The organism is Streptomyces sp. NPDC002779, from assembly GCF_042888685.1.
In the GTDB taxonomy this organism is placed as follows: Bacteria; Actinomycetota; Actinomycetes; order Streptomycetales; family Streptomycetaceae; genus Streptomyces.
Genome location: NZ_JBIAQC010000086.1, coordinates 1 through 1,270, shown reverse-complemented (window position 1 = coordinate 1,270; position 1,270 = coordinate 1). Strand labels below are relative to the sequence as shown.

Sequence of the window (1,270 nt, the reverse complement as noted above, 5' to 3'; positions counted from 1 at the left end):
TGTCGGCGTACACCTGAACGTCCCCACCCGCGTACGGATGAAAAGGGACAGTTGCTGATGCGTTGAGACCTGCTGCTCGGCACTCTGCTGCTTGGTCGGTGAGAGGCGGCGGCAGGAGGTCGACGGTGGTCCTGGATCCGCATCGTTGGTTGGAACTTCGGCGCTTCCGGAGTCTGCTGGAGTCCGGGGCGATCAGCCTGTCGGAAGTGGCCCGGGAGACAGGGCTGGACCGGAAGACGGTCCGCAAGTACTTGTCGGCACCGGGGCCGGCGACCCCGCCGCGCCGGTCGCCGAACGGGCGGTCGAAGGCGAGGGTGATCGACGAGTTCGCGCCGCTGGTGGACTCGATGCTGCGGGCAGAGATTTTGATGAAGGCCGCGGTGATCCACGGGCGACTGGCCGCGGAGTACGGGTTCACCGGCAACTACCAGCGCGTCAAGCTCTACGTTCAGGAAGCCCGGCCTCGCATCGCCGAGGAACTCGGCATCACGCCGAAGGAACTCGCCGGCATGCACCGCCGGTTCGAGGTCATCCCCGGCGCCCAGGCCCAGGTCGACTGGGGCGACGAAGGCAAGATCCTCGCCCACATGGGCATCCCGAAGGTCTACTCCTTCCACGTGACGCTGTCGTACTCGCGTGACCCGTTCTGCTGCTTCACCACCAGCCAGGACCTGCAGACGTTCTTCGACTGCCACCGCCGGGCCTTCGCCCACTTCGGGGGCGTCCCGATGACGATCGTCTACGACCGCACGAAAACGGTGGTCCGCCGCCACGTTGCTCCGGGCGAGGCGGTCCCGCTGCACCCGGAAGCGGTCGGGTTCGCCGGCCACTACGACTTCGACATCGACGTCCTGGCCGCCTACCGTCCCACCGGCAAGGGACGCGTCGAGCGCCAGGTCCTCATCGTCCGCGACCACGTCCTGTCCGGCCGGTCGTTCTCCTCCGTCGAGGAGATGGACGCCGCCTTCGCCGCCTGGGTGCCGCAGCGGCGGGCCCAGGCCCACAGGACACACCAGCAGATCATCGGAGAGCGGGCAGCCCGCGACCACGCAGCTCTCAAGCCTCTGCCGCAGACTCCGTATCTGGTGGCCGAGCGGCATCTGCGGCCGGTCGGCAAGGACTGCCTGGTTGCCTTCGGTGGCAACCTCTACTCCGTGCCTGCCCGCAGGGCCCGACCGCGTCAACTGGTGGAGATCCGGGCCACGAAGTCGCAGGTCATGCTGCATTCCACCATCGCGGACGCCAGCGGCGGGACGCTGCTGGCCACCCA

General features: G+C 68.0%; 1 protein-coding gene. It reads left to right on the top strand.

The genetic code is table 11. The features are described from left to right. Positions 1-125: 125 nt before the first annotated feature. Positions 126-1,270 (top strand): IS21 family transposase (istA, locus tag ACFYW5_RS37985; RefSeq protein ID WP_389421699.1); only part of this gene is annotated, 1,145 nt, incomplete at its 3' end.